The following is a 24,837-nucleotide window of genomic DNA, read 5'->3' as shown; positions in this document are numbered from 1 at the left end:
CCTCCTCATTTTTCTGCCTTTTTTGCCTTGCTTCTCCTAATCCCCAAATAGTTGAAGAAGGCTGCGAGCATACCAAGGGCTATGAAGGCACCCGGGGGGAGGATCATGGCAAACATTTTCACATCAGAAAGATGGTAGCCGAAAACCGATCCGTTGCCAAGAAACTCTCTCACCGATCCCAGAAGAACCAGAGAGGCCGTGAAACCAAGACCCATTCCTAAACCGTCTAGGAAAGAATTGAAGACATTATTCTTCGAAGCAAAGGCTTCGGCCCTTCCAAGAATTATGCAGTTAACGACTATGAGGGGAATAAACAGTCCCAACGTCTTCCATAGATCGTAGATGAAACCATGCATCAACATGTCGATCACGGTAACAAAGGAAGCGATTATTACTATGTAAGAGGGAATCCTTATCTTATCGGGAATGAATTTCCTCACAAGAGATATTGTGATATTCGACAACGCAAGGACAGCAGTAGTTGCGAGTCCCATCCCCAAACCATTCTCAGCGCTTGTTGTAGTTGCGAGAGTGGGACACATACCAAGAACCTGAATGAAGGTCGGATTTTGTTTCAAGATACCGTTTGCCAGAATGTTAAACTTCGATTCTGCCATCATCTAACACCTGCCTTCTCAAGGAATTCGGAGATGGCGTTGAGAGAGGATGCGACCGCTCTTGGAGTGATCGTTGCACCGGTCATCACATCGCTGACTGTCACTATCCCGTCTTCCCTCTTTCTTGCATCTATCTGGTCACCCACAGGGGTTACTCCAGCATCTTTATCAACCCTTATGCCTTTGTCAAGTCCCTCTTTACTTACAGGATAGAACCTCTTCTGGACATCGGCATTTGCAATATTTGCTCCAAGTCCTGGAGTCTCCTGAGAGTATTCTAGAACCTTGATTCCATTTAACTTGACCCCATCAGGTTCCTTTACAAAGGCCGCCATTGATTTCACGTCGCCTCCGTAACCAACCGCGATACCAATCGCAATGAAGATCTCTGTGCCATCTTCTTTGACGAATTTGTAGGCAGGGCTTTCAACCTTTCCCTGATTGCCCTCGGCCCTGTAGATTATTCCTTCAGAGGCGGAAAATCCTTGGGGAAGCCATTCGAACTCTGCGAGCTCGGTTGCCGTCTCGGGTATGCTGTCTTCAGCAATTAACAACTCACCTGTATCTGAATCCGTAAGAACTTCTCGAATCGCCTTTAGCTTTGCGCCAAGCTCTGCGTTGGCTATAGGTTCTTCAACTATCGTATAGACTACCGATAGAACCAGGGCGGCGATAATCGTAATAACCATCAGAGTAATCCCGGTCTTCAAGTAATCACGCATTGCTCTTCACCTTCTTCGGCTTTCCAAATATCCTGGGCTTTGTACCCATATCGATTAGAGGTACAAAAGCATTCATGACCAGGATCGCAAAAGAGACTCCTTCAGGATAACCGCCAAACAACCTGATTATCATTGTCACAGCGCCACAACCAACTCCGAAAATCACGTGGCCTTTGATCGACATGGGACTGGTCACCATGTCGGTTGCCATAAAAAGAGCCCCCAGCATTAATCCGCCGCCAAAGACGTGATAAAGGGGTGAACCGAAGGCGGGATTAACTCCATTGAAAATTGCAGCCATAATAATGACAGTTCCAATGTATGCAATTGGTATGAAAGGAGAGACTCTCTTTCTAAGCAGCAGCCATCCAAAACCAAGGAGTAGAAGCAGAGTGCTGACCTCACCAAGTGATCCTGGAATTGTTCCTAGAAACATCTCCTGCAGAGAAAAGACTCCTGGTGCGCCTTGCTTCAACATCGCCATTGGAGTTGCTGTAGTCTGCATATCGAAAGGACTCAACCACGTAGTCATCTGAACAGGGAAGGATATCAGGAGAAAGACCCTGCCAACTAGGGCGGGATTAAAGAAATTCTTGCCGAGCCCACCAAAGACGGCCTTCGCAATTACGATGGCTACGAAGACACCGATAAGAGCCTGCCACCACTCCACGGCGACTGAGAGATTCAGTGCGAGAAGCAGTCCTGTAACGGAACCGCTGAGATCCGGTTTGAAGCTTTTCTTTTGTCTGATGAAACGCATGACAAAGAAGTCAAGTACCTCGGCGCCGGCTGTACAGACAACTATCAGGACAAGTGCCTTCAAACCGAATGAAACTACGGCCCATACAGCCGCTGGAGCGAGGGCGATCAGGACATCGAGCATAATCTTTCTTACGCTGTCTTCTGATCTGAGGTGAGGTGCTGCCATCATTGAGAGCTTCACTTCTTCGCACCTCCCTTGAGACTCCTGTAGACTTTCTTGTTGAGCTTGAAGTTCTTTACGAGTTCTATGTTTGCTGGGCAGGCATATGAGCAGCTTCCGCATTCTATACAGTCCAAGAGTCCGTTCTCTACCTGCTTGTCATACAGTCTGTTCGTACCATAGAGATTCAGCAAAAATGGCTGGAGGTTCATCGGACATACGGTTGCACACTTTCCGCATCTTATACAGGGGAAATCTTCAAGTGGGTCGCTCTTCACAAGCAAAGTGATCCCGGAAGTGCCTTTTACAATAGGGACGTCTATCTTGGGAACAGTGATTCCCATCATAGGGCCACCAAAGACAATTCTCTCAACGCTTTCCTGAGCGCCACCGGCGTATTCGATCAATTCGCTGGCCATAACACCAATACGCGAAATAACGTTTAATGGCTTCTTTATTCCTTCGCCGGTCAGTGTGACTCCTCTTTCTACAAGCGGATGGCCAAGTTCAACAGCTTCGTAAACTGCAAATGCTGTTCCTATGTTGTCAACAACGACACCCACATCGAGCGGAAGTCCTCCTGAAGGCACCTTCCTCTTCGTAAGAGCATAAATAAGCTGCTTCTCGGCACCTTGCGGATATTTCGTTTTCAGTCTCTTCACCTGAATTGGAGTAGACCTCACCGCCACCTCCATTTGTTCTATGGCCTTTTGCTTATTGTCTTCGATACCAATCACAGCGTTATCAACCTTAAGCGCTCTCATAATCGCTAGAATGCCTCGAACTATTCCCTCGGAGCGTTCTAGCATGTACCTGTAATCTATGGTCAGATAGGGTTCGCACTCTGCTCCATTCAGAATGAGAAGGTCGATCTTCTTTTCTTTTGGGGGAGAAAGCTTGACGTTCGTAGGGAACATGGCGCCGCCCAATCCAACAATTCCTGCGTCCTTTATCCTCTGGATAATCTCCTCAGGCTCGAACTGCTCGTAAGGCTTTGCAGGTTCTAGAAGCTCCCACTCTTCTTCGCCCGATTTTTCTATAACAATTGCATCGTCAGGTTTTGAAAGAGTCGGATGGTAGTACTTTGCGATCTCCTTGACTTCACCTGTCAGAGGAGAATGAAGATTTGCGGAAATGAAACCACTGGCCTCCGCAATCAATTGACCTGTCTTTACGCTGTCTCCAACGTTCACAAGAAGTTTAGCAGGAACGCCGGCATGGTTTGCAAGAAACACATAGACCCTTTCGGGAAGAGGCAGAACGCTAAGGCGGGAATCTTTAGACAGTTCCTTTTTCTCTGGCGGGTGCACCCCTCCTCTGAAGGTAGGCAACCTCATTTAGTTATCACCTCTCAACCTTAATCAATAGATGTTTGCCTTTCTGGGATCCCGAATATCATGAAAGAAACTTCGACTCAAAAAATGACTGGAATTAACAAACAAAAGGAGCGGTCGCTCCGCTCCTATTATAGTACAATGTTTGAGTCTTAACTTAATCTAAAACTACTTTCTGGTTATTCTTCCGCTATCTGGGTATGAGGTTATAGGACTGATCTCTCCAACAAACTCGACTACAACGTCGGCGAGAACGAATCCAGTGTCGTAACCTGAGAGGCCAGCAAGAATTTCATAACCGTCTCCGCCAGAGGCAAGGTAGTTATTTGTAGCGAGTTTGTACAACTTGTTATCATCAATGGGTTCTCCGTTTACGAGAATATCCTTTGCTTCTTTGTTCTCAATTACATAAGTTACTCCACTTACCTGAGCCATCGCTCCCTGGCCCGCTTCTCTCGTTGCCGTGTACTGGAGAAGCTCTCTGAGAGTAGTGCCGGGTACTTCCAAAACGTACAGCGTGTTTCCAAACGGAAGAACGGTAAGAATGTCGCGATACGTTATTGGACCGGCCTCTATTGAGGCTCTGATTCCACCAGAATTCGTCAAGGCTAGATCAGCACCGGTTTTCCATACCATTGCGTCACATATCAAGTAACCAAGGTTCGTATCCTGTGACCTTACTACTCCTCTATCTCCCTCGAGTCTTATCGCGGTCTCGCCGACAACGATATTGAGAGCTTCTCCGCCGGCCTTCTTGAAGTAGTCAAGCACAGTTGCCACGGCGAAGTCCGGTTCGATCTCTTCGGCGATAACCGGGAGATTTCTGAAAGAAACGAAAATGACCGTATCATCAACGATTTCAAGTTCGAGCTTGCCAAGATTCTTCGCCCATTCTCCGGCCGATACGATTATTGTCTCGTTGATTATCTCAGGCCTTTCGTAGAAAGTGTGGCTGTGACCGTCGACAATAACATCGATACCGTCCACCGCTTTCGCAAGTTCCCAGGAATTGGGGCCGACAAGCACGGGATTGCTTCCCATGTGAGTGAGCGCAATTACGATATCCGCCTGAGCCTCGAGTTCAGGAATGATCTCTTTCGCAATTTCAATAACGTCTTTCCACTCGTAGTCTTTCGCATAGAGGTACTCAAGGATTTCCGTTTCTTGGGTCGTAAACCCAACGATGGCTACCTTTATTCCACCGACTTCCGTGATCATATATTCCTGGAAGGCCGGTTCGCCATCCTTGTAGATATTTGCACTCAAGAACGGGAAATTTGCGATTTCCATCTGTTTCGCAAGTACAGAAGCATCGTTATCGAATTCGTGATTACCGATGGCCATTGCGTCTAGCTTCATCAGATTAAGGGCCACTATGTCGGGTGCAGCATCCTGCAAATCCGATTCAGGGACACCGGTGTTGATATCTCCGGCATGCAGGAATAGAGTGTTGGGATTCTCAGCCCTGACCTGATTTACCAGGGTGGCTACAGCCGCCAGTCCACCGTAATCACCTTCCGGCCAGATATGTCCATGAGTGTCGTTGATGTGCAGAATAGTAAGCTTCTGGCCCATCACAAATACTGCCATGATCAGCAACAGGGTAATAAGCAGAACTTTCTTCATAACTCATACCTCCTTATGAAATATCGGTGATATTGCCAACGATTTCAAAATCGAAGGATTTCTCGCCTTCAATTATATGGTAATTTATTATCTCTATTTTTGCGCAATTTGAATAAACAGTCCTTGAACTTTTCTCCATTTGAAGGCCATTGATTTCCGTTTCTTCGGGCTCTGCAAGGTATATGGATTTGATAGTCAGTGCAAGTCTGAAGTACCATGAACTTAGCCTTCTTGAGACCATTATAGTATCCACTGGCGCCAGTACCGTAACCATCGCAGTACAGACTATCAGAATTGCGATGAGCAGTGTAAAAGAAGCTACTCCCTTACGCTTTGGGAGAAATTGTTTTACCGCCTTCAACATCTCCCTCAAAATCCTCCTCTCTAACGTGATTGAGAATGGCACTGTTCTTTCCTATCTTTGTGTTTTGTGGAATAACCACGTCAGATCCGACGACTACGATTCCCGCGTTATAGATGTGAGGCTGCGTCTCGTGTGGAACTTCATCTCCATAGCCGAGAACCACTCCGTCCTTCACAAACGTTTCTTCACCGACTATTCCTCGTTCTATAATAACGTTTCTGCCGATCTTTGAGTTTGTCATAACCACAGAGTTTTTCACGAGCGAGCCCTCGCCAATCTGAACTCCTTGAAAGATTACAGAGTTTTCGACCCGTCCGTAGATCTCCGCACCTTCGTTAATCAAAGAGTTTCTTACGTGTGAGCTCGTGCCAACGTAGGCAGGCAGATACTCCTCGGTTTGAGTATAGAACCTCCAGGACGGATCGTGAAGATTGAATGGAGGGATGGGCCTGGTCAGCTCGATATTTGCCTCCCACAGTGATTCAATTGTTCCGACGTCCCTCCAGTAACCCTCGAAAACGAAGGCAAATAGTTTCCCGGCGTTGTCTTGGACGATTTTTGGCAAGATATTCTTTCCAAAGTCGTTGTCGCTTTCGGGGTCCTTCTCGTCTTGTATAAGTCTTTCACGCAGGAACTTCCAGTCAAAGACATAGATACCAAGAGAGGCGAGATCCGACTTTGGTTCCTTGGGCTTCTCCTGGAAATCCGTTATCTTGTTCTCGAAATCCGTAATCATCATCCCGAATCTGTGTGCCTCAGAAAGCGGGACGCGCATACATGCTACGGTTCCAGTTGCGCCTTTAGAGAGATGATAATCTATCATCTCGTTGTAATCCATTGAATAGATATGATCGCCAGAGAGTACTACCAGAAGTTCCGGGTCAAAATCATCTACGAAATCAATGTTTTGGAAGACTGCGTTAGCAGTTCCCTTGTACCAGTTTGAGTCTCCTTGAGCTATAAATGGAGGGAGGATTACAACTCCTCCGTCCTTTCTGTCGAGATCCCAGGGACGACCAATCCCAATGTGCCGGGAAAGAATGTGGGGTCTGTACTGAGTAAGAACACCGACTGCCGTGATGCCGGAGTTGACGCAGTTGCTCAAAGAAAAGTCAATGATTCTGTACTTCCCGCCGAAAGGCACTGCCGGTTTTGCAACCTCATCGGTGAGCAAACCGAGTCTCGTCCCCTGTCCGCCGGCTAATATCAATGCAACAACCTTCTTGGCCATACAATCACCCCGCCTAAATTACACCATGTTTTTCGATTACAGTGGGATCTTCGGCTTCACCGACAAAACTTCTTCCAAGCCTCACGGTGCAGTACTTGTCCATAATGACGTTCTCTATATAAGCTCCCTCTTCAACCAAGCAACCCTCAAGTAGAACTGAGTTCTTCACAGTTGCGCCCGCCATCACTCTAGTATCTCTGAATAAGACTGAATCCTCTATTCTTCCACCTATTACGCATCCATCGGCAATTACAGAGTTATTCATATATGCAGTTCCGGTGATCTTTGGAGGTGGAAGATCCTTCAATTTGGTGAAGACTCTGCCGTTTTCGTAGAAGAGCTCCCTCCTTATTTCAGGATTAAGTATGTCGAGGTTCGTTCTGAAATAGCACTTTTTACTCAGTTTAATATCCCGCCAATACCCATTGTACCTGTATTCTCTAACATTCAATGAAGAAAGATTCGGAGAAATTATCCCTTTCACAAGCTCATTTTCACCATTTGGGACCGCAGAATAGAGCAGTTCTCTCAATAAAAACTTGTTTATGAAATATATGTCAAGCGCAACACAGTCGCCTTCTTGCGGGTTTTCCGCAATCTTTTCCTTTTCGATCCACTTGACAACTCTTCCGTTTCTACAGACCACTCGGTCCATTCCTTCCGTACCGCATTCGCCTTCTTTGTCGCCTGTCAAAACAGTTATATCGGCAGCCGTGTCAAGATGGTATCTGAAGATCTTTGCTAGATCAGTCTTGAAGATGTGATCTCCTGAGCCGATCAGTACCGAGTCCTCATTGCCTCTTCTAAGAATGTTTATGTTCTGGAAGAGAGCGTCTGCAGTTCCCTTATAACCCATGGAAGGATTGTACGGGGAGTAATAAGGCTGCAGTATGAAAAGTCCTCCCTGTTTTCTATCTAGGTCCCATTCCTTTCCCGAACCTATATGGTCCATTAGGCTTCTCGGACTGTACTGCGTGATTATCCCAACCTTTGATATCCCAGCGTTGACCATATTGCTGAGCGTGAAATCAATGGATCTGTACTTTCCGTAAACTGGCAGCGCAGCACTGGCCCTAACCTGAGTGAGAGGAGTCAAGTACTCACCCCGTCCGCCTGCTAGAATTATGCCGAGAACTTTCATATGATCACCGTATTCCAGATCTGGATACGGTCTCCCTCCCTTCTGTACGAATTTGTCATTCAGTATTCCATTAGTGGCAGGTTTGTCATAAGAGAGACCCGTGGCAAAGAAAAGTCGCCCACTCCATCAAGATAATTTTGCAGAAAATGAACGGCGTTGTCAAAGGCCTCCTTGTACAATTCAAGGAACGTTTTCTTGCTTTCCCAACCGGCAAAACTGTGGAACCAGGGCTTCATTGCCAGATTCAAAGGATCGGGATGTGTATCTTCAAAGAAGGCCTCTTCAGGAGAACCCTCTCTTATGCTAAATCGTTTCAGAATCAAGGCCAATCTTGACCTTCCGTAAAGACCTTCAAAATAGTTATTCATCGACTCTACCGCCCTTTGAAAAGAACAGCCCTTTATTCCATAAAATTCGAGCGATATATCACGGTACAGGTCTTCAAGCGCTGCAGGAAGGGATTCAGAGAATTCCGCCTTTGGATCGAGATCGAGAATTTCAGCCTCAATTCTATCTTTAAGAATGACCTTATCAATCATTGTCTCAAGCTGACGATATTTGTAGCCGTTTCCCGCTCGTGCGACGATATAGTGGTTTACGGTAGCATCTAGAAAGTAATGGCAAATTACTCCGAGTGGGTAAAAGCGCGATATACCCTCTGCTCGCTCGCAAAGCGCACTTGCAAATTCGTCGCACCTGATAGTATGAGAAAGCCTCCAAAGCGAAAACTCCGGATCGTCTTTGGAGCAATACAATCCGGGATCCGTAAAGAGGCATCCAAGATTGAACTCCTCTCTTTCGTCGGCTTCAAGATCGAGTCCTATCTCTTCCAGAACATCTTTTCCGTACATGATGTGAGTCCAGAAGCCGGGCAAGAAAATTCACTCCTTCTCTACCAAACCCCACAGACACTTCAAATAAAGACTCTCAGGAACCTCTACAAGCCAAGGATGATCAGGCGATTGCAGCGTGATCGTCAGATGAGAAAACGTAATACCTGTGCGTTCCGTCGATCTTCTTACAGACTCTACCAAATGATCGATGCCAATATTATAGGCGCATGTGCACAACCCCAACACTCCCCCATCCTTCACCAGTGGCAGAGTGCCCTCTACAAGTCTTTTGAAAAGTGAAATTCCATGCGGAAGCTCTCTTCTGTGCTTAACAAAGGATGGCGGGTCCACTACTACTATATCAAAATAATCCTTCTTTTCAAATCCAGCAAGGAAGTCAAGAACATCGCTCTGAACGAACTGCAGCTTGTTATCCAGCTTGTTCACTACCGAGTTCATTCTTCCCTGCTCTAGGTCGTCTCCCGACTTGTCCACACAGATTGCATCGGCTCCAGAACTCGCCATATTTAGACCAAAACCTCCTGTGAAGGAAAACAGGTCGAGGCCTTTCTTTAGAGACAGTTCTTTGGTTATAGTTCTGCAGAACGTTCTTGAGTCTCTCTGATCATAGAAAAAACCGGTCTTCTGGCTATTCTTCACATCTACAAGATACTTCAACCCGTTTTCCTCGATTTCGACTGAATCCGGTACCTCACCAAAGATCAGGCCCGTGTGTCTCTCGATCTTCTCGTCAACTCCCATTTCGAAGTCACTGCGTTCGTAGATTCCATTAGGCTTAACGATGTCCCTGAGGAGTCTCAAAATCATTTCCCTTTTTTGCTGAATGATAAGATTCCTGAACTGTATTGCAATAATCTCTCCATATCGATCGATTACCAGTCCGGGAAGCCTGTCGCCCTCACCGTGAACAAGTCTGTAAAAAGTTTTGCTGAAAAGCCTTTCTCTCTTCCGTAAGGCATTGCTCAACAGACGTCTAAAGAAGCCTTCTCCGAGTTCCTCGTCCCTATTAGTGAGAACCATGATTGCCCGACTTGAAAAGGGATTGAAGAATCCCTTTCCCAGGAATTCATAACCGGCCGTGAACACATTGACTTCGCATACTTTGTCTGTTGAGCCTTCGAGTGACATGATTTCGTCCTTGAAGATCCACGGATAAGAATTAAGGACCTTTCCTTCCTTTCCTTTTTTTATTCGAGCAATTAGCATTAAAGCTGGCCTTCAATCACGAGAGAGTAATCGTTGATCTCGCTTTCATCAAAGAATATTCTTGCCTCTCGCTCGGCACTCTCGACGGAATCAGAAGCATGAATCAGGTTCTTTCGAACTGAAACACCAAACGAACCTCTAATGCTTCCGGGGTATGCCTCTGTCGGATCGGTCTTTCCGACCAAAACTCTAAGTCTTTTTACGGCATCTTCACCTTCAAGAATCATGGCAACCACAGGGCCGGACTGTACGAACGCCAGCAGGGGTTCATAAAACTCCTTTCCGGCGTGTTCTCGATACAATTCTCTTGCTCTCGATTCTGAGATCCTGAGCATTTTCAGGGCGACGATTTTGAAGCCCTTTTCTTCGATTCTCCTTATTATTTCGCCGACAAGACCTCGTTGTATTGAGTTTGGCTTTAGATATGCGAATGTTCTTTCCACAATACTTCCCTCCGCTCAAAAACTATATTCGTTGCTATAATTAAAACATGCAGTGGTTCGATGGAGTAGTTAACGATAAACTTTCCCGACTCTTGGCGCGCAGCTCGGGTACAAGTATTACTTTGGTGGGCAGGGACAGCGAATACCTGAAAGTCTTGGCAACGTCGATAGTTGAAAGCGATCCGAAATGGAGTAAAAGGCGATACGTAGAGGATTTTCTTCTGATCGAGCCTGAAAACGGAAACATAGGCATCGATAGAATTCGCGACATAGAAGAAATCATGCTTCATAGACCGTCGGGAGACGGGAAGAAGTACGTGCTCATTCATCAATGTGAAAGGATGACAGATGAGAGTGCTAACGCTTTCCTGAAAATCCTTGAAGAGCCTCCCAGTTTTGCAACCCTCATCATGACGACAACCTCCTGGCAATCCCTTTTGCCGACAATTAGAAGCAGAACCGTCTCAATGAGGGGCGAGGTTCCGAGAGAATTGATGGATGAACTCATAGCAAAGTACGGAAAACGGGTTCCGGAAATCTTTGCAGCTTCGAGGGAGAACTTCACCATCTTAAGATACTTTCTAGAGCAGAATCCCGATTCAGTCGAGTCGGCTTCTTTTGAAGTTCCTTCAGATCTCGACGGTCTGGTTGAACTGATTAAGGAGGATGTATCGGAGAATTCCGAATCGACTGTGAGAAAAAGAAGAGCATTTGTAGCTCTTAGTAAAAATTTCATAGCGACTGACGGTTTTTTCTCGACTTTCAGACGGGTTTCCTCTGTCTTCACCGGTTCCGGCTCATTCGAGAGGGCTCGGGAATTAGTGAAGGTTGTCAGAAGCATTTTGAGCGACGCGGTTATTGCTTCGGTAAATCCCAGCAGTAAGTCGATTACAAACCTTGATCTGATAGAATGGCTAGTGGACTTCGATTTGGGAAAGGGAATTATGACGGATTTCATTTGGTGCGACAGGTTTCTGAGACAGAGGACATCTTCACTGAGTTCTACGTTAGTTGCTTTAAGAGCTCTAAATTCGCTTTCCAGAAGCCTTTTGAGAAGAGAAAATGGAGGTAATTGAGATGCCTGAGATATATGGAACGGTGTACGGAGTGGAATTCCACCCTGTTGGGAAACTCTATCAGTTCACATCGAGTGAGGGACTGTTGAAGCAGGGCGACTATGTATTAGCAATGAGCGAATTCGGGCTCGATGTAGGCAAGGTGATGTACGGCCCTGTTGAAACCAGGATTGATGATTCGAAAGAAGAGCTGAAACCGATTGTCAGAGTTATGACTGACGAGGACTGGGAAACGGAATCTAAGAATAAAGAAGAGGCAAAAGAGGCAATGAAGACTTGCCAGGAACTGATAGAGAAACACTCGCTTCCAATGAGACTGTTAGAGGCGAGATACATGTTTGACCGTTCGAGGATTGTCTTTTATTTTGGCGCTGACAGCAGGGTTGACTTCAGAGAACTCGTGAAGGACCTTGCGCGGGCGTTCAGAACGAGAATAGAACTGAGACAGGTAGGTATACGGGACGAGGTTAAGATGAAGGGTAGCCTTGGGCTTTGCGGTATGACGGCGTGCTGCGTGCGTTTTCTCAGGCAGTTTGAAAGCATAACACTCAAGCATGCGAAAAAGCAGCAACTGTTAATCAATCCTGCAAAGATCTCTGGTAGATGCGGAAGGCTGCTTTGCTGCCTTTCGTACGAACAGGAACTTTACGAGAATGAGCTCAAAGATATTCCGGATGAGGGTTCTCTTGTTGATTATGAAGGAAAGACCTGCAAGGTCTTGACAGTCAATATTTTCATGAAGATCATTACTCTCGTGGCCGATGACGGACAGATGTTGAAGGTTCAGTTTGAGGATTTCAGAAAGAGTCAGAGAGCAATCATCCAGGACACAAACCCTGATGAGCTTATCAAGAACAGGGATGAAGATATTTCTATTGACGACTGAAGGATGAATGGAGGTTGGATATGGCGGGATTACGAACGAGAAAAGAATTGAAAAGACTTGAAGATCTTGGGAGGATATGCAGAGGTGACATCATAAAAATGACTACGGTAGCAAACTCAGGTCATCCCGGTGGTTCGATGTCATCGATAGACATCTTCCTCTCGATCTATGATTTTGCAAAGAATGATCCGAACAAACCATTTGATCCCGAACGCGACAGGGTTATTGTAAGTCACGGTCACACATCGCCGGGTGTTTACTCGACCCTCGGAAGGCTGGGTTTTGTTGATATCGATGAAGTAATTGCTGGCTTCAGACATCCAGGCTCGATATTTGAGGGCCACATAACAAGGGGAATTCCTGGAGTAGAATGGACGACTGGAAATCTCGGGCAGGGACTGTCGGTCGGTGTCGGTATGGCCTTAGCATCAAAGCTGAGCGGTAAGAACAATAGAGTCTTTGTTGCAATGAGCGATGCCGAGCAGGCGAAGGGTCAGGTTGGAGAGGCCAGAAGAACTGCCGTGAAGTACGGGCTTGACAATCTAGTCGTTGTCATAGATTACAACAATGCACAAATCTCGGGGAGAGCCCGCGACATTATGTATGTCGACATAAAGGCCAATTATCTTGCCGATGGATGGAAGGTCATTGAGGTGGACGGCCACGACTATCTGGAACTGAACGAAGCTCTGGTCGAGGCGGAAGATTCAAAGAGGCCCGTAGTAGTTATTGGAAAGACAATCATGGGAAAGGGAGTTTCCTTCATGGAAGGCGATGTTTCTTACCATGGTAAACCTCTGGACTTTGAGAAAGCCGCTTTAGCTCTTGCCGAACTGGGTCTAGAGAACGATATCGATAGATTCGTTCAAATGAGAAAAGGTCTCCCCTCTTATCACGAGCCGGTTCAAGCAATAGACGAAGATGTCAACCCTTTCACGGGGGATCCTGTAGTCTATCCAGTTGAAAAGAAAACCGACAATAGATCTGCTTTCGGAAAGGCGGTTGGAGATATTGGAAGACTGAACAAAGGCAGACTTCCAGTAATGGTTGTAGACTGTGACCTGAAACCTTCAACGAAAGTGAGCGAGTTTGAAAAAGTCTGGCCGGAAAACTTCGTTCAGATTGGTGTTCAGGAACACAACGCAGCGACATTGGCCGGTGCCACTTCGGTATGTGGTGTCCTAACCTTCTTCGCAGACTTTGGAGTGTTCGGTATCGATGAGACTTATAATCAGCAGCGCCTAAACGATATAAATAAGGCAAACGTAAAAGTTGGAGTGACTCACGTGGGAATCGACGTAGGTGAAGACGGAAAGACTCACCACTGTCTTGATTACATAGGAGCTCTAAGAAATTTCTACGGCTTCAAACTCATAGTACCTGCCGATCCAAATCAGACTGACAAAGCCGTAAGATTCATGAGCGAGACGAAAGGGAACTTCGTTATCGCCATGGGAAGATCTACAATGAACCCGGTGGCCGATGAAAATGGAACACCTTTCTTCGGAGAGGAATATGAATTCGAATATGGAAAGGTCGATGTGATAAGAAAGGGAAAGGATATTACCCTCGTCACGACGGGTCAGGTGACTCACCAAGCAGTTAGAGCTGCCGACGAGCTTAGATCTCACGGAATAGAGGTTGCTGTTCTAAACGTGAGCTGTCCTCTTGGAGCAGATTTTGAGAGCGTAAAGGAGTTCTTCTCCTCTATTGTTATTTCTTTAGAAGACCACAATGTAGCAAGCGGTCTCGGTTCAATCCTGGCTGACTACCTAGTAGGCTCTAGAATCATTCCGAAAAGTTTCGAGAAGGTCGGTGTCGAGAGATACATGTTCTCCGGTGATAATGAACTGCTTTATGATCTCGCAGGTTTGTCTAGCAAAGCGATAGTCGAAAGGATCAGGGGTATCATTAAATAATGCTAAGCGCCGAAGAAGAAAAGCTGATAGAAAAGTTTTGCAGAATCAATGGAATTGAAGCAGACAGAGAGCTCGTTTTTAGGGCTCTCTGTCATTCCTCATTCACAAATGAGTTAGCCCAGAATGGGGAGAGAACCCTTGAATCGAATGAAAGAATGGAGTTTCTCGGAGATGCCGTTCTCGAACTCTCCCTTGCCAAGACTCTCTACAATGAGTATTATCTGACTGAAGGAGAGATGTCGAAAATAAGGGCAATGGTAGGAAGTGAGAAGGTCCTCTCCAGTGTTGCGAAGGCCATGAGAGTAGGCGACTTCATTTTTCTGGGAAAAGGGGAAAGGCAAACCGGAGGGGCAGAACGAGACTCTATTCTGGCAGACGCCTTTGAAGCGGTCCTTGCTGCAATCTTCCTGACTGGAGGTCTCGAGGTTTCGGTGGAGTTCGTTCAATCGAAACTATCGGATTACATCGAGAGAGCCGTAGAAGGAGAACTGATTCTTGATTACAAAACCTCTCTTCAAGAGTTGACCCAGGCTCGTTTTGGTTCAAGACCTTTGTATGAGACTCTTCTCGACGAAGGTCCGCCGCAGGAGAAATGGTTCAAAGTTGGTGTCTTTCTTGATGGGAGTTTAATGGGCGAAGGAGAGGGGCGCACGAAGAAGGCTGCTGAACAACTGGCGGCTAAGCACGCCCTTGAGATTCTGAAAAAGTCGGGGGAGAAGAAATGAGATACAGACACCTAATTGCTTTTGTATCTCCGGAGGAAAGCGACTCAGTCGAGGGTACAAGTTGGAACGAAGGCTTTACAAATCTATACCTCGAGGAAATCGAAGGTTCTGGAATCTCATTGCACGTTCTTCTTGAAGAAGGAGAGGAAGTCCCGGCTTTTCTTCGCGAGATAGAGTTTTCAGATCTCGGCTTCAGCGAGGAGCGAGATTGGTTTCAAAAGTGGAAGGAGACCTTAGTCCCGTTCAACTTATGCGACGGGTTCGAGGTCATTCCCCTGGAAGAAGAGAAGATGGTCGGTTCAGGAAAAATCGGAATTATCCCGGGAATGGCCTTTGGAACTGGGTTACATGAATCTACGAGACTTGCCGCCGCTATTCTCAATGAAACCGTGAGAGAGGGTTCAAAAGTGCTCGATGTTGGCTGTGGAACCGGTATTCTCTCAGTGATTGCTGCCAAAAAAGGTGCTGCAGCTGTAATTGCCCTCGATATAGACGAGCACTCTATCGAAAAGACAATCGAAACCGCGCGAATCAACGAGGTCTCGATAGAAGCAAGACTGTCGGATTTTCTTTCTGCAGTGAAGCTGGGAGAGTGTTTTGATCTCATAGTCTCAAACATGGTCGCTGAGTTGTTGATGAAATTTGTTTTGGATCTTCCAAAGTTTCTTACTGAAGATGGGATCGTAATCCTTTCGGGGATCTACAAAGACAAGTACCGGGAAATAGAGAGCCTCGTAGAAGAGGCGTTTTCGATTGAGAACGTCAGGGAAGATGGAGATTGGAAAGCAATAACATTGAAGAGAAAATAATATCGCTTCAACTCAAAAAAGTTGTGAAGAATGATTTAGTAGTTGTAAGGCTTTGCGATTGGGGTTTCCCTCAAGTAATCGAGTCCTCGCTTATCTCTGATGGCAGGCCTTTTCCAACCCTGTTCTGGCTTACCTGCCCTTTCTTGAAAGAAGAGGTCTCCAGACTTGAGAGTAAAGGAATGATCTCTCATTTCGAGAAGAGGATTGAGCACGACAAATCCTTCGCGACCGCTTTTTTCGATGCGCATCATGAGACAACACTGCTTAAAGAGAAGATACTCTGTGAAGCCTCTGTGTCGGAGGAAAGCCGAAGACTCATTCTTGATAGAGGTATCGGGGGAATCAGAAATCTGAAGAAAGTGAAGTGTCTTCACCTTCACCTTGCGAACTACCTTGGTGGGATCGATAACCCCGTGGGAAGAGAAGTCTGGAATCTTCTCGAGAAGAAACAGTGTTCTTCAACTAAAATAATCTGCAGAGAGTTGCTGAGAGAGAATGAATGAAGAGATACTCAACAAAGCCAGTCAGCTTCCGGAGGAACCGGGAGTCTACATATTTAAGAACAAGAAAGATGACGTTGTCTACGTTGGCAAGGCCAAAAAACTGAAGAGGAGAGTCCTCTCATACTTCAGAGAATCAACCTGGGCAAAGAATGAAAAGGCGAGGTGTATTGCAGAAGAGGCGGAAGATCTCGACTTCATAATGGTTACGTCGGAGCGAGAAGCTCTCCTTCTCGAAGCAAATCTGATCTTCAACAAGAAGCCGAAATTCAACGTCTTGCTCAGAGACTCGCGTACCTATCCCTATATTTACATTTCGGCTGATCAATACCCATATCTAGCGATTACGAGGACAAAAGAGCTTGAAGGTTCTTATTTCGGTCCGTATACCAGCGCAGGCCTCGTAAGAAAGCTGCTTGAATTTCTCCAGAAAGTGTTCAAGATCCGCACTTGCACGTATGACCTAAGCAGAGTCAAGAAACCCTGCTTTTTATATCACTTGAAGATGTGTTCGGCGCCCTGTGTAGAGAAAGTCTCCCCCGAGGAGTATCGAGAACAGCTTTCGGCGTTGATCGAGTTTCTAGAAGGAGACACTTTGAAGGTAAGGGAAGCTCTCTTGAAGAGAATGGCGGTGCTCTCTGAGGCGCTGCAGTTTGAAAGAGCTGCGGAAATAAGGGATATTCTTTCGACAATGGACGATCTTTATGCCTTCCAGGGTGTTGAAGCCCCACTGGATCTTAAGGCAGATGTTCTGGCCGTTTCGGCCGGACTGGCAGCGTTGCTTCAGGTGAGGGGCGGCATGCTACTAGGAAAACTGATTTTCGATTTTCCAGAGGGAACTCCGATAGATTTCATCACGCAGTTCTACTACGCCAAGGGAAACAGGATGCCGAAGGCCTTGATCGTAACTGGATTGAAGAAGAAGGACATTAAACAGTTCAAGAGGGATTTCCCTTATATTGGGGAGCCCCGTGATGAACAGGAAGAAAGGTTGCTAAGCATCGCATTCAAGAATATTGATGAAGAACTGAAGATAAGACTAAATGCGACACATTCGCTTAAACAGGCCCAGCAAATACTGGGCTTGAAGCGATTTCCTTCAAGAATAGAGGGAATAGACATCTCTCACACACAGGGACTCTACACAGTTGCTTCTGTGGTCGTTTTTGATAACGGTAAGCCCAACAAGTCGGAATACAGGAGATACAGGATAAGCGAACTGGAAGAACCAAACGATTTCGAAGCGATGGCGACGGTTGTGAAGAGAAGATATACAAAGCACCCGCTTCCCGACCTTCTCTTAATCGACGGAGGAGAGCCGCAGCTTAGAGCAGTGGAAAAAGCGTTTGCAGAGATAGGCATTCAAGAATATGAAATTGTTGGTCTCGCAAAGGAGTTCAATGAGCTTGTTTTTTTAGATAACAGGGACAGAGTGAAGCTGAAAGAAGAGCATCCTGTTTTGAGAATGATAATTTCTATTGACGATGAAGCCCATCGTTTTGCTATCAACTACCATAGGGTACTCAGAGAAAGAAGATTTCAGAGCTCAAAGATTGATGACATTCCGGGAATCGGTCCAAAAAGGAAGAAGGCGCTAATGAGGGCGTTCGGAAGCGTCAAGGGCATTGCGGAAGCTTCTGAGGCCGATCTTTACTCGGTTCTCAGAAACAGCAAGGCCGTTGAAGCCGTTTCTAAATGGGCAAATGAAAAAAGTGGAGACTGAGCTCCACTTTTCTCTATTGGTTAGGATAATTGCTATTGTACTTTCTCTTTAAGTTCTTTTCCGGGTCTGAATTTCGGAACCTTGCCGCCAGGAATTTCGATTGCTTCCTTTGTTCTCGGGTTAACTCCCTTTCTTGCCTTTCTCTTGGTAACCTCGAATGTCCCGAAACCGACAAGTTTCACTTCTTCATTTTTCGATAGCTCTTCTCCAACCACATTGATGAAACCGTCCATTACGTCTCCAACGAGTTTCTTGGTTGCTCCGGTCTTTTCCGCGAGCACAGCAATAAGTTCCTTCTTATTCACAGGTACACCCCCTAGCTAGAATTCACATTACAAAACAATTCTAACATTTTCTACATGATTATTGCAACAGCCGATCCACCGAAACCGTTTAACAAAAGGACTTTCAAAGAGTTACTGTTCTATGATGCTCGATTCGCGCAGCTTATCGAAGTTGAGAACGTCTCTATGCGCCTCGAGTGTGCTTGTAAATGAGGATAAATCAAGCGCGCCATTTCCGCTAAGTGTAAATACAATTACTTTCTCCTCTCCAGTTTCTCGGGCTTCGATTGCTTTTCGCACAGCACCGGCAATTGCGTGACATGATTCCGGAGCGGGAATGATTCCTTCAGTCGTTGCGAAGAGAAGTCCTGCCCTGAAGGTCTCTTCCTGCGGGAAGGCAATCGGAGTAACGATTCCTTCTTTCACCAGTCTTGAGATGAGAGGCGCTGCGCCGTGGTATCTCAGTCCACCTGCATGAATTGCGGGTGGAACGAATTCTCTTCCTAGCGTGTACATTTTAAGCAGGGGTGTGAAACCGGCAGAGTCTCCACTGTCGTACCTGTACTCACCTTTTGAGAGTGAGGGACAGGATTCCGGTTCGCATGCAATGAACTCGATATCATCACCGTTAAATGTTCTCTTTACGAATGGGAGGATAGTTCCACCAAAGTTCGATCCACCGCCGTGGCAGCCAATAATCGAAGAGGGCTTCTCCCCAAGCATTTCAAGCTGCTTCTCGACTTCCAGTCCGATTATTGTCTGATGAAGGAGAACGTGATCGAGAACGCTTCCCAAGGAGTACTTCTTCGTCTTTGAATTGAGTACAATTTCAACTGCTTCACTTATTGCCATTCCCAATGAGCCGGAGAAGTTTTTTCTGTCTTTCAGGAAGTTTCTCCCGCTTTCAGTGTTCTCTCCCGGACTTGGTTCTACGGTGCCATCGAACATTCTCATCATGTGTTGTCTCATTGGTTTAGACTGAAAGCTGTTTCTGACCATAAAGACTCTTACGGTGAGACCAAACTTCCTTCCGGCGTAAGAGAGGGCGCTACCCCACTGACCGGCTCCGGTCTCGGTAGTGAGCTCGGTGATGCCATCGGCCTTGTTGTAATAGGCCTGTGCGATAGCCGTATTGGTTTTGTGGCTGCCAGTCGGGGAGTTTCCTTCATACTTGTAATATATTCTCGCCGGGGTGTTTAAGTACTCCTCAAGAAAGGTAGCTCTGATGAGTGGGCTCGGGCGGAAGACCGCATATTCGTCGAGAACGGGTTCGGGAATTGGAATGAACCGCTCTTCAGTCATCTCTTGTTCTACGATTGACTTTGGAAAGATCGCCATCATATCTTCGGGGTTTATAACTTCATTTGTTGCCGGATTCAAAGGCGGATCCATCTTGAATGGCAAATCAGCCTTTATGTTATACCAGCTTCTCGGCAACTCCTCCGACTTCAAATTCACTACAGTTCTCTTCTTCATGCCACTACCTCCTTAAAATAAAAGGGGCTCTCCATCATGAGAGCCCCTTCAGTATGGGTTTACCCTGGTAGCAAAAGGCTAACCCCCATTGAAGGGGCTGCTCCACCACCAGAACATATTTAGTTTATTTAGATATACGCTGTCGACCATAAATAATCCCTCACAGAATTTCATTAATCAACTATACAACCTAACTATGTTACAAGTCAAGTAATACTTCGAATTTCGACCAATGGGTTTTTAACGATGATAAGTTATAGATCATAGGAAAGCGATCGAAAGTATTATTGAGCAAATGCAAAGACCGCCGAATACTTGTTTTCGTTTCTGCAACCTCCAAATTTCTCTCGGTTCAGAGAAAAACGTTTTGGTCCAGAGATATTGACTTCTCCTGCTTTTTTCTTGTCTCAGATTTCCGATATGGTGAAAGCAATTCCGCGGCAGACAGTAGGGTGTGTAGATAACGCATCTTTAATTGGTCTGTCATGTGCTAGATTGTGACATATAGATGCTCTTTTTGTTAAAGGAAAGGATAGTCCATCATGAAAAACTTTGTCTCGGCAGCCATTCAGTTTGAAGCAGAACCTATGAACGTCAAGGTAAATCTTCAAAAAGCATATCACTTGATAGGAAATTGCAAAAGGGAGACCGGTGCTTCCCTCATAGTTCTTCCTGAAAGCTTCACTACGGGGTTCACTCCGACTGGAAATGCAGAGTCTCTTTGGGACGTAGTGGATTTTGTCCCCGGTAGTCTTACAGATGAAGCTGTGAGATGGGCGCAGGAGTTCGATACTTACATTTGCTTTCCCACTTATGAACGGGGGAAAGAGCGCGGTGTCATATACAATAGCGCAGCCATCGTCGGTCCCGAGGGGATGATTGGTGTATATAGGAAGACCCATCCCTTCCCTACTGAAAGACTGTCGGCGGGAGGTTGGACAACTCCGGGGTCGGATCCTCTTGTGGTTTCGGCGTCGATAGGAAAGATAGGTGTAGTGATTTGCTACGATGGGGATTTTCCTGAACTTGCAAGGGTTACGGCACTCAAGGGGGCAGAAGTCATCTGCCGTCCTTCTGCTTTTTTGAGAACCTTCGACCAATGGGAACTCACTAATCGGGCCAGAGCATATGATAATCATGTCTACTGGATTGCATCTAATCTCGTCGGTAAGGATTCAAGCGGGTCATACTTCTTTGGCTCATCGATGATTGTTCACCCGTCGGGGATGAAGCTAGCACAGGCATCTGGCTGTGAGGAGTTTGTTTCGGCGATGCTTGAGGCCGATCCTATAAGAAAGATAACTCCGGGCGCTTCAAGAGATCAGATATTCGACCACATAGAAGATCGAAACCTTGATTCCTACAAGGGAATACTCAGCGAAGGTAAAAGCGCTTTTCAGCCTTCAAAACGAATTCCATACAGGAGGAGATAAACTTGTCAAAGCCGCTTGAAGGTATTTCCGTTCTTGATCTTACGCGGGTTCTTGCAGGTCCATTCTGCACAATGCTTCTATGCGACATGGGCGCGACAGTTGTGAAGGTAGAACGGCCGGACGGAGGCGACGACTCGAGATCGTTCAGCCCTTTTGTGGGTGATGACAGCGCATACTTCATGAGCATAAACAGGGGAAAGAAAAGCATCACATTGAATCTTAAGACCGTTGAAGGAAAGAAGCTCCTTGAAAGGCTTATTGAGAGGTTCGACGTACTTGTGGAGAACTTCAGGCCTGGTGTATTCGAGAGACTTGGTTTTCCGGTCCAAAGACTGCGTGAAATCAACCCAAGGCTTATCTACACTTGTTCATCTGGGTTTGGGCACTCCGGTCCCATGAGTCATAGAACTGCCTATGATCTTATCATTCAGGGTCTGAGTGGAATGATGAGCATAACAGGTCCCGACGAAAACAGTCCGACAAAGGTCGGAAGTTCCATTGCAGACATCTTCTGCGGAACTTTCGCCTGTATCGGAATTCTCGCCGCTCTCCATAGCCGTAATCTCACCGGCAAAGGACAGAAGGTAGACGTGGCAATGCTTGACAGCATGGTCTCCGTTTTGGAAAATGCCATCGCCAGGTACGCCGCAACCGGCGAGTCACCCGTTCCGATAGGAAATAGGCATCCTTCAATCGCGCCTTTTGCATCTTTCAAGACGCTTGATGGGATTATCAATATCGCAGTTGGGAACGACGTCTTATGGAAGAAATTTTGTAAGGCAATTGGAAGACCTGAAATGTGTGACGACCCGAAATTCGTCAATAATCCTGCAAGAGTAAGAAACCTCGAAGAACTTATGGAAATCCTTGGGCGAGAACTAGAAAAGAGATCCTCAGACGAATGGCTGGATGTCTTCGGGAAGCTTGATATTCCAAGTGGAAAGATTAACAATATCGCCGACATATTTGAAGACGAGCAAATCAGAGCGAGGGAAATGATCGTTGAAGTTCCCCACAGATGTGGAAATGTCAAGATGCCGGGTGTACCGATAAAGTTCTCGGATACGCCGGCCTCGATTGCCGGGCCAGCCCCTCTCTTAGGGGAACACAACCGGGAGGTTTATGCTGGGATGCTGGGGCTTAGCGATCTGGAAATGGAAGAGCTGAAGGCAAAAGGCATTATATGATTTACCTCTATCCTTACGAAAGAAGTTCAGACTGGCAAGAGGGTACATATAGACTCACAGTGAAGACGGCCTTCAGCAAATCTGTGAACTTCAGAGACGAACAAGGGAGAAGATACTCACTTCTAGTCGATGGTGACGATTTCCTGCCACGATCGGCATTGATCGAGGGACTTCCTCCAATGGCAAGCGGTCACGAAGTTGGAATCGATATAAAAGGCGCCGCAGTGAAATTCGATCCTTCAACCATAAGCGGAATGCCGGATAGAAAGTTGAGGGGATTGTGGCTTGAATGGCTAAGCTTAATAGGCAATGCTGAACTCAAATATATTCTGGAAAACCTTGAGGAACCATTCAGACTAGTGGGTCTAGGGCCGGGCCTCACGCCGGCAGGAGATGATTTTCTTGTCGGATGGATTACGGCCTGTAAGTTGGAAGGGAGAAACACAAAGAAGTTGTCAAGTGAGATAGAGGAAGCACTCAGTCGAAAAACTACGTGGTTTTCATCTGAGATGATCAGAGATGCACTTGACGGAAAATTCTGGAAGCGAGGAATAGAACTTGCACGAGCGCTCAATGAAGGCGACTCCTTTCAAGCCATGGAAAGGGCAGGAAAGATCATTAACTGGGGACACTCCTCTGGAAAAGCATGGCTTGCGGGTTTCGCTTACGGAATTGAGAGAGGAAATGATCCACAGCTTATCTGAGTAGGTCTCAATGTCTTTAATGAGAGTTGTTATGTAAGGTCTATCGAATTGTCAGAGTGAATATTAAACATTTGATAAGTGATAATTACTAGAACTGCCGATATCGTTTCTGGAGGTTCATATGAAGAAAATCGAGGTCGTTAGAGGCGAATACTATGATAGCGTAACGTTGATGCTCGTGGCCAAGGAAATTAAGAGAATTAATGGCGTCGTAGATGCTGTATTGAACATGGCGACGGAGGCGAACATTGACATTATAAAAGCTGCCGGCTTTGAAATCGAAGCGGGGTCCCTTTCTCCGGATGACCTGTTAATCGGAATCGACTACAGAAAAGACGAAATAGATAGGATCTTCGAAACGGCCCGTTCATATCTCGCATCTCCGCCTTGGAAGAAGAAAGAAGATGACACCGAGTATACTCCCGGAACGCTTGAAGGTGCTCTCACTGTGTTGAGAGACGCCAATCTTGCCTTGATATCGCTTCCCGGAAGATTCGCGGCAGCCGAGGCGATGAAGGCTCTCAAGAACGGCTTGAACGTAATGCTTTACTCAGACAACGTCACGACTAAAGATGAGATAAAGCTGAAGCAGTACGCTGACAGGAACGACCTGATCGTCATGGGACCGGACTGTGGCACGGCGGTCATCAATGGAAAGGGCCTTGGCTTTTCAAATGTGTGTCTAGAGGGTCCTGTTGGAATCGTTGCGGCTTCTGGTACCGGCCTTCAGGAAGTAATGGTGCAGCTCAGTAGGCGCGGCATCGGTGTTAAGCATGGGATCGGAACGGGAGGCAGAGACGTTAAGAAATCCGTCGGAGGGATATCTTTCCTGAAAGGAATACGAGAACTCTCTGATGATCCAGACATCTCTCTGATTGTTGCGGTCGGAAAACCGCCCGATCCGGAGGTTAAAGAGAGGATTTTAAACTCTTTGAAGAAGACTGGAAAGGATTGTGTTATTTGCTTTATGGGAGATAATTACCGGAATGACGAAGATAGAGTGCATTATTCGGCAGAGCTCGAGGAATGCGCCGTCGTTGCGGAGGCGATTCTTAATGGCAAAGACGTGTCGGCTGCGAGGGACAAGTTGAGAGCCGAGTACGCTAGCCTTTCAGGCTGGAGGCCTATTGAAGAGGTTCAGGGGAAATATGTCAGGGGTCTTTTCACCGGTGGCACTCTCTGCTACGAAGCGCAGTACATCGCACAGTCTTACATCAACCCTATTTACAGCAATGCGCCTCTAAGGAAGGAACTCAAGCTAGAGAACAGCCTGAAACCCATAGGTCATTCGTTCATAGATTACGGAGAAGACGAGTTCACTCAGGGGAGACTGCATCCCATGATAGATCCTTCATTCAGGGCCGAGCAGCTTAAGGAACAGTCGGAAGATAATTCGGTGGCTGTTGTTCTCTTTGATGTAGTCCTGGGATATGGGAGTGCGGAAAACCCATCACAAGAAGTTGCAGAGGCGATCGGAGCGGTAAAAAGAGAAATTAAGCCGGTTTATGTTGCATATGTTTGCGGTACAGCGGGAGATCCTCAAGACCTGGCGAAACAGATTTCTCTTTTGGAAGATGCAGGTGTCATAGTCTGTGAGAGTAATGCCAGGGCCGCGCTTCTGGCCTCGAGTCTCATTTCAAGAAGGGAGCGATAAT

The 24,837-nt window shown here is 46.5% G+C and carries 24 protein-coding genes; 11 read left to right on the top strand and 13 right to left on the bottom strand.

Going from position 1 to position 24,837, the window contains the following annotated elements; translation table 11 throughout:
- Positions 1-5 precede the first annotated feature (5 nt).
- The 11 genes from rsxE to ndk form a co-directional block, all read right to left on the bottom strand.
- The gene (gene rsxE, locus Y696_RS07010) at positions 6-620 is read right to left on the bottom strand and encodes an electron transport complex subunit RsxE (protein WP_099771336.1); all 615 of its coding nucleotides are present in this window, start codon (positions 618-620) and stop codon (positions 6-8) included.
- Positions 617-1,339 carry an RnfABCDGE type electron transport complex subunit G gene (locus Y696_RS07005; protein WP_121510067.1) on the bottom strand — a complete coding sequence of 241 codons (723 nt, stop codon included), beginning with the start codon at positions 1,337-1,339 and terminating at the stop codon, positions 617-619. The genes rsxE and Y696_RS07005 overlap by 4 nt, the downstream gene beginning before the upstream one ends.
- The gene (locus Y696_RS07000; protein ID WP_121510066.1) at positions 1,332-2,282 is read right to left on the bottom strand and encodes an RnfABCDGE type electron transport complex subunit D; all 951 of its coding nucleotides are present in this window, start codon (positions 2,280-2,282) and stop codon (positions 1,332-1,334) included. Before Y696_RS07000 ends, Y696_RS07005 begins: the two co-directional genes overlap by 8 nt.
- A complete protein-coding gene (rsxC, locus tag Y696_RS06995) occupies positions 2,279-3,598 on the bottom strand; it encodes an electron transport complex subunit RsxC (RefSeq protein WP_121510065.1) in 1,320 nt (439 codons plus the stop codon). Before rsxC ends, Y696_RS07000 begins: the two co-directional genes overlap by 4 nt.
- 165 nt (positions 3,599-3,763) lie before the next feature.
- Positions 3,764-5,221 carry a 5'-nucleotidase C-terminal domain-containing protein gene (locus Y696_RS06990; protein WP_121510064.1) on the bottom strand — a complete coding sequence of 486 codons (1,458 nt, stop codon included), beginning with the start codon at positions 5,219-5,221 and terminating at the stop codon, positions 3,764-3,766.
- A 13-nt stretch (positions 5,222-5,234) separates the two neighbouring features.
- Entirely contained in the window at positions 5,235-5,585 is a 351-nt protein-coding gene (locus Y696_RS06985) for a hypothetical protein (protein ID WP_121510063.1), read from the bottom strand.
- Positions 5,548-6,816 carry a glucose-1-phosphate adenylyltransferase gene (locus tag Y696_RS06980; protein WP_121510062.1) on the bottom strand — a complete coding sequence of 423 codons (1,269 nt, stop codon included), beginning with the start codon at positions 6,814-6,816 and terminating at the stop codon, positions 5,548-5,550. The genes Y696_RS06985 and Y696_RS06980 overlap by 38 nt, the downstream gene beginning before the upstream one ends.
- A gap of 13 nt (positions 6,817-6,829) precedes the next feature.
- A complete protein-coding gene (gene glgD, locus Y696_RS06975; protein ID WP_099771329.1) occupies positions 6,830-7,957 on the bottom strand; it encodes a glucose-1-phosphate adenylyltransferase subunit GlgD in 1,128 nt (375 codons plus the stop codon).
- A 59-nt stretch (positions 7,958-8,016) separates the two neighbouring features.
- Entirely contained in the window at positions 8,017-8,832 is an 816-nt protein-coding gene (locus Y696_RS06970; protein WP_121510061.1) for a zinc dependent phospholipase C family protein, read from the bottom strand.
- Positions 8,833-8,838: 6 nt separating this feature from the next.
- The gene (locus Y696_RS06965) at positions 8,839-10,017 is read right to left on the bottom strand and encodes a class I SAM-dependent rRNA methyltransferase (protein ID WP_121510060.1); all 1,179 of its coding nucleotides are present in this window, start codon (positions 10,015-10,017) and stop codon (positions 8,839-8,841) included.
- Entirely contained in the window at positions 10,017-10,460 is a 444-nt protein-coding gene (ndk, locus tag Y696_RS06960) for a nucleoside-diphosphate kinase (RefSeq protein WP_006486746.1), read from the bottom strand. Before ndk ends, Y696_RS06965 begins: the two co-directional genes overlap by 1 nt.
- A gap of 125 nt (positions 10,461-10,585) precedes the next feature.
- Between ndk and Y696_RS06955 the strand changes: the two genes are divergently transcribed.
- The 7 genes from Y696_RS06955 to uvrC are packed head-to-tail and all read left to right on the top strand — an operon-like array spanning position 10,586 to position 18,098.
- On the top strand, positions 10,586-11,536 hold the full coding sequence (locus Y696_RS06955) for a hypothetical protein (protein WP_259459873.1): 951 nt from the start codon (positions 10,586-10,588) through the stop codon (positions 11,534-11,536).
- A 1-nt stretch (position 11,537) separates the two neighbouring features.
- On the top strand, positions 11,538-12,422 hold the full coding sequence (locus tag Y696_RS06950; RefSeq protein WP_121510058.1) for a regulatory iron-sulfur-containing complex subunit RicT: 885 nt from the start codon (positions 11,538-11,540) through the stop codon (positions 12,420-12,422).
- A gap of 20 nt (positions 12,423-12,442) precedes the next feature.
- Entirely contained in the window at positions 12,443-14,341 is a 1,899-nt protein-coding gene (locus Y696_RS06945; RefSeq protein WP_121510057.1) for a transketolase, read from the top strand.
- Positions 14,341-15,066, top strand: a complete 726-nt coding sequence (gene rnc / locus Y696_RS06940) for a ribonuclease III (protein ID WP_099771322.1) — start codon at positions 14,341-14,343, stop codon at positions 15,064-15,066. The genes Y696_RS06945 and rnc overlap by 1 nt, the downstream gene beginning before the upstream one ends.
- A complete protein-coding gene (locus Y696_RS06935) occupies positions 15,063-15,875 on the top strand; it encodes a 50S ribosomal protein L11 methyltransferase (RefSeq protein ID WP_121510056.1) in 813 nt (270 codons plus the stop codon). Before rnc ends, Y696_RS06935 begins: the two co-directional genes overlap by 4 nt.
- Positions 15,845-16,378 (top strand): DUF501 domain-containing protein, encoded by a 534-nt coding sequence (locus Y696_RS06930; RefSeq protein ID WP_121510055.1) that lies wholly within the window; start codon positions 15,845-15,847, stop codon positions 16,376-16,378. Before Y696_RS06935 ends, Y696_RS06930 begins: the two co-directional genes overlap by 31 nt.
- Complete coding sequence (gene uvrC, locus Y696_RS06925; protein WP_121510054.1) at positions 16,371-18,098, top strand: excinuclease ABC subunit UvrC; 1,728 nt, start codon at positions 16,371-16,373, stop codon at positions 18,096-18,098. The genes Y696_RS06930 and uvrC overlap by 8 nt, the downstream gene beginning before the upstream one ends.
- A gap of 32 nt (positions 18,099-18,130) precedes the next feature.
- Here the strand turns inward: uvrC and Y696_RS06920 are convergent, their stop codons facing one another.
- On the bottom strand, positions 18,131-18,403 hold the full coding sequence (locus Y696_RS06920; protein ID WP_099771318.1) for an HU family DNA-binding protein: 273 nt from the start codon (positions 18,401-18,403) through the stop codon (positions 18,131-18,133).
- Between the two features lie 111 nt (positions 18,404-18,514).
- Positions 18,515-19,858, bottom strand: a complete 1,344-nt coding sequence (locus tag Y696_RS06915) for a TrpB-like pyridoxal phosphate-dependent enzyme (protein WP_099771317.1) — start codon at positions 19,856-19,858, stop codon at positions 18,515-18,517.
- A gap of 542 nt (positions 19,859-20,400) precedes the next feature.
- Between Y696_RS06915 and Y696_RS06910 the strand changes: the two genes are divergently transcribed.
- From Y696_RS06910 to fdrA, 4 genes are all read left to right on the top strand, one after another.
- On the top strand, positions 20,401-21,291 hold the full coding sequence (locus Y696_RS06910) for a carbon-nitrogen hydrolase family protein (protein WP_121510053.1): 891 nt from the start codon (positions 20,401-20,403) through the stop codon (positions 21,289-21,291).
- A gap of 2 nt (positions 21,292-21,293) precedes the next feature.
- A complete protein-coding gene (locus Y696_RS06905) occupies positions 21,294-22,478 on the top strand; it encodes a CaiB/BaiF CoA-transferase family protein (RefSeq protein WP_121510052.1) in 1,185 nt (394 codons plus the stop codon).
- Entirely contained in the window at positions 22,475-23,182 is a 708-nt protein-coding gene (locus Y696_RS06900) for a DUF2877 domain-containing protein (RefSeq protein WP_121510051.1), read from the top strand. Before Y696_RS06905 ends, Y696_RS06900 begins: the two co-directional genes overlap by 4 nt.
- A 121-nt stretch (positions 23,183-23,303) precedes the next feature.
- Positions 23,304-24,836: an acyl-CoA synthetase FdrA gene (gene fdrA / locus Y696_RS06895; protein WP_121510050.1), complete on the top strand. Its 1,533-nt coding sequence runs from the start codon at positions 23,304-23,306 to the stop codon at positions 24,834-24,836.
- Position 24,837: the final 1 nt, after the last annotated feature.

Source organism: Mesotoga sp. H07pep.5.4 (genome assembly GCF_003664935.1).
GTDB lineage: Bacteria > Thermotogota > Thermotogae > Petrotogales > Kosmotogaceae > Mesotoga > Mesotoga prima.
Note: the sequence above shows the minus strand (reverse complement) of the source record. Positions and strands in the feature narration are given on the sequence as shown.

Bases quoted from the DNA above. Each gene is read 5' to 3' on its own strand.
- rsxC (WP_121510065.1), bottom strand. From the start codon at position 3,598: ATGAGGTTGCCTACCTTCAGAGGAGGGGTGCACCCGCCAGAGAAAAAG.
- rnc (WP_099771322.1), top strand. From the start codon at position 14,341: ATGCTAAGCGCCGAAGAAGAAAAGCTGATAGAAAAGTTTTGCAGAATC.
- fdrA (WP_121510050.1), top strand. From the start codon at position 23,304: ATGAAGAAAATCGAGGTCGTTAGAGGCGAATACTATGATAGCGTAACG.
- Y696_RS06935 (WP_121510056.1), top strand. From the start codon at position 15,063: ATGAGATACAGACACCTAATTGCTTTTGTATCTCCGGAGGAAAGCGAC.
- Y696_RS06980 (WP_121510062.1), bottom strand. From the start codon at position 6,816: ATGGCCAAGAAGGTTGTTGCATTGATATTAGCCGGCGGACAGGGGACG.
- Y696_RS06915 (WP_099771317.1), bottom strand. From the start codon at position 19,858: ATGAAGAAGAGAACTGTAGTGAATTTGAAGTCGGAGGAGTTGCCGAGA.
- uvrC (WP_121510054.1), top strand. From the start codon at position 16,371: ATGAATGAAGAGATACTCAACAAAGCCAGTCAGCTTCCGGAGGAACCG.
- Y696_RS06965 (WP_121510060.1), bottom strand. From the start codon at position 10,017: ATGCTAATTGCTCGAATAAAAAAAGGAAAGGAAGGAAAGGTCCTTAAT.
- Y696_RS06985 (WP_121510063.1), bottom strand. From the start codon at position 5,585: ATGTTGAAGGCGGTAAAACAATTTCTCCCAAAGCGTAAGGGAGTAGCT.
- Y696_RS07005 (WP_121510067.1), bottom strand. From the start codon at position 1,339: ATGCGTGATTACTTGAAGACCGGGATTACTCTGATGGTTATTACGATT.
- Y696_RS06945 (WP_121510057.1), top strand. From the start codon at position 12,443: ATGGCGGGATTACGAACGAGAAAAGAATTGAAAAGACTTGAAGATCTT.
- Y696_RS06900 (WP_121510051.1), top strand. From the start codon at position 22,475: ATGATTTACCTCTATCCTTACGAAAGAAGTTCAGACTGGCAAGAGGGT.
- rsxE (WP_099771336.1), bottom strand. From the start codon at position 620: ATGATGGCAGAATCGAAGTTTAACATTCTGGCAAACGGTATCTTGAAA.
- Y696_RS06990 (WP_121510064.1), bottom strand. From the start codon at position 5,221: ATGAAGAAAGTTCTGCTTATTACCCTGTTGCTGATCATGGCAGTATTT.
- Y696_RS06910 (WP_121510053.1), top strand. From the start codon at position 20,401: ATGAAAAACTTTGTCTCGGCAGCCATTCAGTTTGAAGCAGAACCTATG.
- Y696_RS06950 (WP_121510058.1), top strand. From the start codon at position 11,538: ATGCCTGAGATATATGGAACGGTGTACGGAGTGGAATTCCACCCTGTT.
- glgD (WP_099771329.1), bottom strand. From the start codon at position 7,957: ATGAAAGTTCTCGGCATAATTCTAGCAGGCGGACGGGGTGAGTACTTG.